This window comes from bacterium (genome assembly GCA_035529855.1).
Taxonomy (GTDB): domain Bacteria; phylum RBG-13-66-14; class B26-G2; order WVWN01; family WVWN01; genus WVWN01.
The window spans coordinates 1-7,144 of sequence record DATKVX010000058.1; the positions used below are offsets into that span (position 1 = coordinate 1).

A 7,144-nucleotide genomic window follows, 5' to 3' on the forward strand; every position below is an offset into this window, starting at 1 on the left:
GCCCCAGCTAATGTTCTTTTCGAATCGTAACGCCGCGTCCAGCACGTCGACGCCCTTGTCGTACGTCCCCACGTAAATATGCTCGTCGTCAGCGGCGAGCGAGAACAGCACGTCCGACGATAGGCCGTCGGCCGCCGCGACAACGCGAACGTCGCCCGCGCCGAGGTCGACAGCGGCCAGGCCGCCGCCCTGCGTCGCGCACAGCAGCGAGCGCCCCAAAGGTAGTAGCGCCCGGACCGGATACGCCGGCAATCCCTCCCCGGCGCCGTAATCCCTTACGAACTCCAAGTTTTCGTTCAACTCGATTAAGCCCCCCGTCGTTCCTACGAAGTAACGCCCGTCGTATTTGACCCCGCACAACCCCTCGGCGCCGAAGGCGGCGCCGCGAAGGTCGAACGCCTTCCGGGCGCCGCCGCTCCTGTTAGCCGCGACCACGCCGACCCGCGACGTTATCAACGCCTCGCCGCCGTAGAACGCAACGTCGCGGACGTCGTTCCAGCCGCCCGGCAGCTCGAATTTTTCGACGGCGAAATCCGCCTCGTCGACGGCGGCCGGGCCGTTCGGCGTGGCCGCCCATATTCTACCGTCGTCGTACGCTACGGCGTAGACGCCGCCCGGCGGCAAACCTTTCGCCAGCGGCAAAGGACGGACCTGGCCCGACGTCGGCTCCAACAGGCAAGCGCCGTTCTCGGTCCCTACTATTATCGACTCCTCCCAACTCGCGAGGGCCGTGCAGCGGGGTGACGGCAGGCCGTCGGCCGCGCCGAGCCGCCACTTGTGCGATTTCTTTTTCCGCGCGTTTTTGAACTTCGTCCACTCGGCCCCGACGCCGGCCGCGAACTTGAACGGCCTCCCGTCCGCCCTCCTCACGAATAGCCCCTCCGCGGTGGCGTAGTACTCCAGGCTGGCGAAGGCGAACGCGTCGCGCGCGTCGACGCGGCCCAGCGGCCCGGGCGCCCGCGTCGTGCTCGAGCCGTCGAACTCGAAGACGCCGTCGTCGGTCGCGAGTACCAACGTCGTCCCGCGGACGAAGACCCGCCGCACGACGGCCATCGCCGGCAGCTCGACGCCGACTTCGCGCCAGCCCTCGGCCCCTCGAGCCGAGGCGAACAGCCGCCCCCGTCCTCCCCAATACAGGCCCTCCTCCGCCGGCGTCACCGAATAGAGGTCGTCGAGCACGGCGCCGTCGGCCGTGACGAAGACCTTCCACCCGTCCTCCACCTGGGGGCTGAGCCGCGACGCCGGCCCGACCTCCGACGGGATGGCCTCGAACTCCTTCCCCGGCCACGTTTTATCGTAGCGACGTGCCCCCTCCAACGTCGCGACGTAGACGTACGTCTCGTCCGCGGCGACGTCGGTGCAGTCGTTGTGGGCGAACCCCCACATCCTTACGGTGGCCTCGAAGCGGCCTCCCACCCGCGAGAGCGCGCCCAGGCCGCCGCGGCTCGAGAAGTACAGCTTATTCTTATCCGCGGCCGTCGCGGTCACGTAGTTGTGTATAAGGCCGTCGGCCGCCGTGTAATACGTCGCCCTGCCGGTGCGCGGTTCGTAGCGCGCGACGCCGCCGCCGAGATAGCTCAGCCAGACGGCGTTGCCGTCCACCAGGACGTCGGATACGTACGTTCGGCTTACGGCGTTGCGCCACTCGGCCGCCCCGAAGGCCGCGGCCGCGCCGACGGCGAACGACAGCAGCAATAGGGTCCGTCGCCTCATAACCGGGCGAGGGGCCGCGGGTCGCGCAGGCGGGGAGCGTGCTTGCACACGTACGCCAGCGGTTCCACGCTGCGCAGCGACGAGACGCCGGCTCGAGGTTCATTAACGTACTCCACGAACCAGGCCGGCTTGTCCTGCGTCTCGACGGCGAAGTCTATTTCGAAATGGAGGTGGGGCGGCGTCCCGCGGGCGTTACCCGTGGCGCCCACCGCCGCGATGACGTCTCCCGCGCGGACCCGTTGGCCTTCGGCGCAGTCGATCGCGGACATATGGAGGTAATAGGTGTAGACGCCGCGGCCGTGATAGACGGCTACCTTGCCGCCCGGGCCGCTCTTGGGCGTGAACGTCGCGACGACGACGACGCCGTCGGCCGCGGCCGGCACCGGCCTCCCCACCGGGGCGAAGATGTCGGTCCCCATGTGGTTGCGGCGCCACCGGTTGCGGAAGTCGGTGAGGCCCGTCTTCTCGGTGTACTCAACGGCGTGGAAGCGGGCGCCCGCGACCGGGAAGACGAACGATATGCCGCGGAACGCGTCGCGGGTGGGGAGGGCCCGGCCGGTGCGCGTGTCGGGCAACACCAGCTTGCCGTCCGCCGGGTCGACGCACCCGGTAATCCAGTCGCCCGGCGCGGCGTCGCCCTCGGCCGCGGCCGCCGAACCCGCCATTAGCAAGAGCGCGGCGACACAGGCCGCGCCGTAACGTCTCGCGATAATTTTCCGCAATTTTAACGGGTCAGGCTGGTAGCGATTTTCCACTCGCCTTCCTGGTTGACGAGGGCGTGGGTGTGCTTGACTCCCCCCAGCTCGTACGTGACCTCGGCCGTGAGCAGCCGGCTCTCCAGGTTCGTTACTTCGTCCTTGGCGTACGGCTCCCGGCTGGCCTCCAGGCTCTTGAGGAAGAGGTTCCGTATTTCGTTTTCGGAAAGGCCCTCCACGCCCACGGCCTCGCTCGACAGCGCCGCGTCGTCGTAGCAGTCCAGCGCCGCGGCGAAGTCGCCTTCTTTCATGGCCTTGGCAAAAGCCTGTACCGTGTCCTCGGGCGTGGCGTACGGGTTGTCCGCCTCCTCTTTCGTGCAGCCGACCGCTAACAGAACGACCGCGAGGCCCGCTACGGTGAGACATCTAAGCATATCGTCAACCTCCGAAGGTTACGCTTTTTCTCTTTTTCGTTTATCGTACGCGATGGCCGCGTACGCGTCGTGCTGGTGGATGGACTCGTAGTTGGTGCACTCAACCCGGTACGAGCGAACGCGCTTGTCGCGCTCGAGCTTTTCGGCGACGTTGCGGACCACGTCCTCGACGAAGCGCGGCCGCCCGTACGCCAGCTCCGTCACGGCCTTCTCGTCCTCGCGTTTGAGCAGCGCGAACAGCGGCGCCGACGCGGCCTCCTCCGCCCACGCCACCACTTCCTCGATCCAGATTATATTCCGGGACTCGAGCTCGACGTAGACGTCGCCGCGCTGGTTGTGGGCGCCGGCGTCGGATATATCTTTGGAACAAGGGCAGAGGTTGGCGACCGGAACGGTGACGCCCAGCGAGAAGCGGTAGCGGTTGACGAAGTCGCCGAGGAAGCGCGCGCGGACTTCCAGGAAGGACCTCTCCGCGGAGGCCGGCGCGGCCTTGTCTATGAAATACGGAAAGCCGATGACGAGGTGCGCCCGGGCCGCGTCGAACCGGCCTACCATCTCGCGTAGGATGTAGGCCATGGTGCGGTAGTTGACGTTGTCGCGATAGCCGTAGAGGATTTCGACGAAGCGGCTCATATGAGTGCCGCGGAACTGCGCCGGCAGGTCGACGAACATGTCGACGGTGGCGATGGTGTCCTGGTGGTCGCGCTCGCGGTCGAGGACGCGCACCGGCAGCCGCACGCCCTTGACGCCGACGCGGTCTATCGGTATCTCCGCGGCGGGGCGCTCGTTCGCGACGTCGTTCAGTGGTTTTTTATTAACCGGCATTCGAAACCAACTTGCGCGTTATGACATTAAAGCCCCGGCGGTATCGGCGACGCGGCGGGCGATGTCCAACGCCCTTTCGGCTTCTACTTTATCGAACGCGTCTTTGGGGATACCGCCCGGCAATCCGTTCGGATAACGGGTGGGGATGTAGTATTTATCGAGTAAAGCCGCCGGCCCGACCAGTTCGCGGAAGGCCGGCTCCGTCCCGGCGCATTTCTCGCACAGTTCCGCCGCGGAGTGTCCCCACACTTCCGCGGCGCCCCGGTAAAATAAAAACCCTTTGAGGGCTTTCTCCGCGGCTTGTTGGGCGAGGAAGCAGGCGACGTTGAAGTGTCCGCCGGTCACGAGGTAGGCGGCCGCCTCCACGTCCGCCCCGGCCTGGGCCAACCACCGCGCGCCTTCATCTTCAGCGGCGTTTCTCATAGACCAACCTCCCGCGTTTGACGGCGGAAGCGACGAACCCCGGCCGCGCCGTCATATCCTCGAATTCCGCCGGCGTATAGACCAACAAGTCGAAGCCCACCCGGGGCGCGAACTCCACCAGAAAGTCGTTTAAGCGGTTTACGAATTTGACGGCCGTCTCCTGAACCACTATTAAATCGATGTCGCTCGTACGCCGGACGCCGCCCGTCGCCAGCGAGCCGACGAGGTACGCGCGCTCGACGTCGTACTTCGGCAACAGCGCGAGCGCCCGCGCCAGCTCCGCCTCCAGCTTGGCCTTACGTTCGCTGTCTATGCCGAACGTCACGGGCATTTTTTTATCACCGGCTTAGGCCGCTCCCGCGCTACTTCGTTCAAACCGTTCTTTTTGTCAGCCATTTTCGGAACGCCTCGAATGTTCACTCGGTTTCGCCTGCCCCGAGCTCGCGAAGAAGGTCGGAAACCGACAACCGCTCGGCCCATTTCCGCAAGTAACTTTCGTCCAACGCTTCCCCCTGTACTTCGTATACGGCGCGGGCGTCGCGTACGTGCCTCTCGCCGTCGCCGGTGGCCCGTGCCCAACGCAGCTTCGATAGTATCGCGTCCTCGGCTGAGGGGAACCACATGTCGACGCCGCCGTAGCGGACTTTTCGCCGTCGTTCGAAGAACGAACGTTCGAACGGGTCGGCCTTAAGGGGATGGAAGTCTACTTTCCTCGCCGTGTCGGTATCGATCAGGTTACAAATTAAACCCTTCCCTAAGGATTCGTTTACGTCCTGCGCGTCGACGTAATAGCGCGGCGGCTCGAAGGCGCACGCCAGGACCTCGCCCAACCGGGGGTCGGCGGCCACGACCACGTTCGCGCCCTGGGTGAAGCGCGGCTCGCCGTACGCGCTGGTCACGACGGACCCCGTTACGACGTACTCGATTCCCGCGTCGTTCAGAACAGCGGCGACTTGCGCAAGGAGTTTTTCTTGAAGCATGCTATGGCTTCTTCTTTCGCGCGCTGGACCGCCTCGGCCGCGGTCATTTCCGGGAAACGGAGCCCGACGCCCAGGACGCGTAGCTCGAAGCCCTCGTCCATAAGGTCCATCACTATTTCCAGCTTCCGCTCCAGCGTTAGCCGCCGCAGCGTCTCGAGCCAGACCGCTTCGGCCTTCCGGGCCGCGGGGCGCTCGTTCCCTACGTCGTTTAGGTTCTTACCTACCATATATACCCAATAGTGTCCAATACTCTTATTTTTTTGCTATTTAACGCCAGTACGTCGTTTTTCCCTTGACTTTTTCGGAGTGCCCGTTACACTTATATGCGCCGGATCGGAGAGGAGGTGTCAGCTTCACGCTGACCACCGGTTGGACTTTGCGAAAACCGGCTTTTTTTATTCGCTTTTACCCCGAAACGAGCTCTCTACGATTTCTATTTCCTCTTCGGTAAGGCCGTAGAGGATGTATACGATATCGTCTATCAGGCGGTCCGTGCGCTCTATCTTCTCGGTTAACGCTACCAGTTCGGCTTTGTATTTATCGAACTCGCCCTGTAATTTACCGTGGTCCGCGGCCTTGAAATCCTCGTGGTTTTTATTGAGCCATTTATAAAACTCGTCGAATTCGTATTCCCAGAATTCCTGATACTTCTTAGGCCTGAAGTCGTCGAGGTTGCCGGCCGTCTCGCCGTCGAGCCAACCGAGGAACTCCCGGACGAGGCGCTGCTTCGCCGCGTTCGTATCGAGCATCTGCTGCGCGAGGAAGGCAAGGAAGTCGTGAACGACGTCGGATTTTTCTTCATCGCCAATTGCGCCTTCTACAAAAGCCAGGAAATCCGCTTCGTCGTTTTTAGGTAGGGAAGTTCCGATACTACTTATAATGGTTTCGAAGTCCCCGGCATTATATGAATTAACGAGTTCTTGGGCGAGGACACCCCTGGCCGTAGCGGCCGTCCTAAAAAATATCGGCCTTAAAGGGGAAAAGTCAGCGTAGTTCGGCCTGTAGTGCATAGTCCTAATGGCTTTATTAAATATTAGATTATAGGCGTACCAGGAAAATAATTTGCTATTAATTAAGGCTAATAAAAATAACACATCGTATTCGCTTTCTTCAGGGACCGTGAAATTAATAACCGTCTCTTGTGTCAATAAACCGGTCTCTGCAATCGTTGCCATTATTTCAATATGATCTCTGGGGGATTTTATATGAGCTACTATATCTTGGCAAATAACCCTTTTCGGCGCGTGTTCCTCTCTATCTCCGGCATTAGAAAAGGAAGAGTCAATATAATATAAGTCTTCCGTATAACCATATCTTTTCAGTGACGCCCCTTTCATGATTAATTCTTTGGTACTATCTTTTGTTAAATATCTCGTAATCCCACCGATTCCCGACCATATACGGCAAATATCTCCTAAATTAACATAATATTTTTCCAATTTACTAGCTAGTTCTGCTACGGCGCCGAAACGGTAGAGGGGATATACCCTTTCGTTGAATTCGTTTTGTAGTATTTCCTCCGAGACCAAATTTACGTTTTCTTCTAAGTAACCTGTTTTAACCGAACCAGAAGCGTGAGAATTCTCGAATATAATTATGATTTGTTCTAATTTGACTTCCTTAAAAGCTTTACTAACGTCTATGATATTTTTAAGCGCCAACTCGCTTATACTGCGGCGGATGTCTTTCCACGAAGTTATATAAGTTAAAGGTTTCGGGACTATCATACCTACTTTTCCCGAATATTTTATTGAATTAAAACTTAATTCTAAAAACATTTCGGCCGTATCACTACTACTTAAGCAAGAATTATTTTTCCTAATAAAACCTTTCGTAAATTCGTCTAACATTTTTTTCGAGCCGTAAGGCGGATTCCCGATAACCGCGTCGAAGCCGGGGTGGTCCTTCTCGCGGCCGTGCTCGTCGAAGAATACCTCCGGGAACTCGAGCTCCCAGTGGAAGAACTCGCGGCCTACGCCGTGCTCGTCGCCGTGGCTCAACGCCGTCGCCGCCGCCACTATCGGCAGGGATAGTAATTCTTTGGGCCGACTTATGGACGCGAGCGCTGCCGCGT

The 7,144-nt window shown here is 60.2% G+C and carries 9 protein-coding genes; all 9 read right to left on the minus strand.

Translation table 11 applies throughout. The annotated features are described in order from the left end of the window. Positions 1–1,713 (minus strand): hypothetical protein (locus VMX79_06455; GenBank protein ID HUV86735.1); only part of this gene is annotated, 1,713 nt, incomplete at its 3' end. Then, positions 1,710–2,468 carry a M23 family metallopeptidase gene (locus tag VMX79_06460; protein ID HUV86736.1) on the minus strand — a complete coding sequence of 253 codons (759 nt, stop codon included), beginning with the start codon at positions 2,466–2,468 and terminating at the stop codon, positions 1,710–1,712. The genes VMX79_06455 and VMX79_06460, both read right to left, overlap by 4 nt. Further along, positions 2,438–2,842 (minus strand): hypothetical protein, encoded by a 405-nt coding sequence (locus VMX79_06465; GenBank protein HUV86737.1) that lies wholly within the window; start codon positions 2,840–2,842, stop codon positions 2,438–2,440. Before VMX79_06465 ends, VMX79_06460 begins: the two co-directional genes overlap by 31 nt. Before the next feature lie 18 nt (positions 2,843–2,860). Next, a complete protein-coding gene (gene folE2, locus VMX79_06470) occupies positions 2,861–3,667 on the minus strand; it encodes a GTP cyclohydrolase FolE2 (GenBank protein HUV86738.1) in 807 nt (268 codons plus the stop codon). Between the two features lie 18 nt (positions 3,668–3,685). Next, positions 3,686–4,090 (minus strand): HEPN domain-containing protein, encoded by a 405-nt coding sequence (locus VMX79_06475; GenBank protein HUV86739.1) that lies wholly within the window; start codon positions 4,088–4,090, stop codon positions 3,686–3,688. Further along, a complete protein-coding gene (locus VMX79_06480; GenBank protein HUV86740.1) occupies positions 4,074–4,421 on the minus strand; it encodes a nucleotidyltransferase domain-containing protein in 348 nt (115 codons plus the stop codon). Before VMX79_06480 ends, VMX79_06475 begins: the two co-directional genes overlap by 17 nt. 85 nt (positions 4,422–4,506) lie before the next feature. Then, complete coding sequence (locus tag VMX79_06485) at positions 4,507–5,070, minus strand: hypothetical protein (GenBank protein HUV86741.1); 564 nt, start codon at positions 5,068–5,070, stop codon at positions 4,507–4,509. Then, positions 5,028–5,297: a hypothetical protein gene (locus tag VMX79_06490; protein HUV86742.1), complete on the minus strand. Its 270-nt coding sequence runs from the start codon at positions 5,295–5,297 to the stop codon at positions 5,028–5,030. Before VMX79_06490 ends, VMX79_06485 begins: the two co-directional genes overlap by 43 nt. A gap of 168 nt (positions 5,298–5,465) precedes the next feature. After that, the coding region (locus VMX79_06495; GenBank protein ID HUV86743.1) for an N-6 DNA methylase at positions 5,466–7,144 on the minus strand (1,679 nt) is incomplete at its 5' end.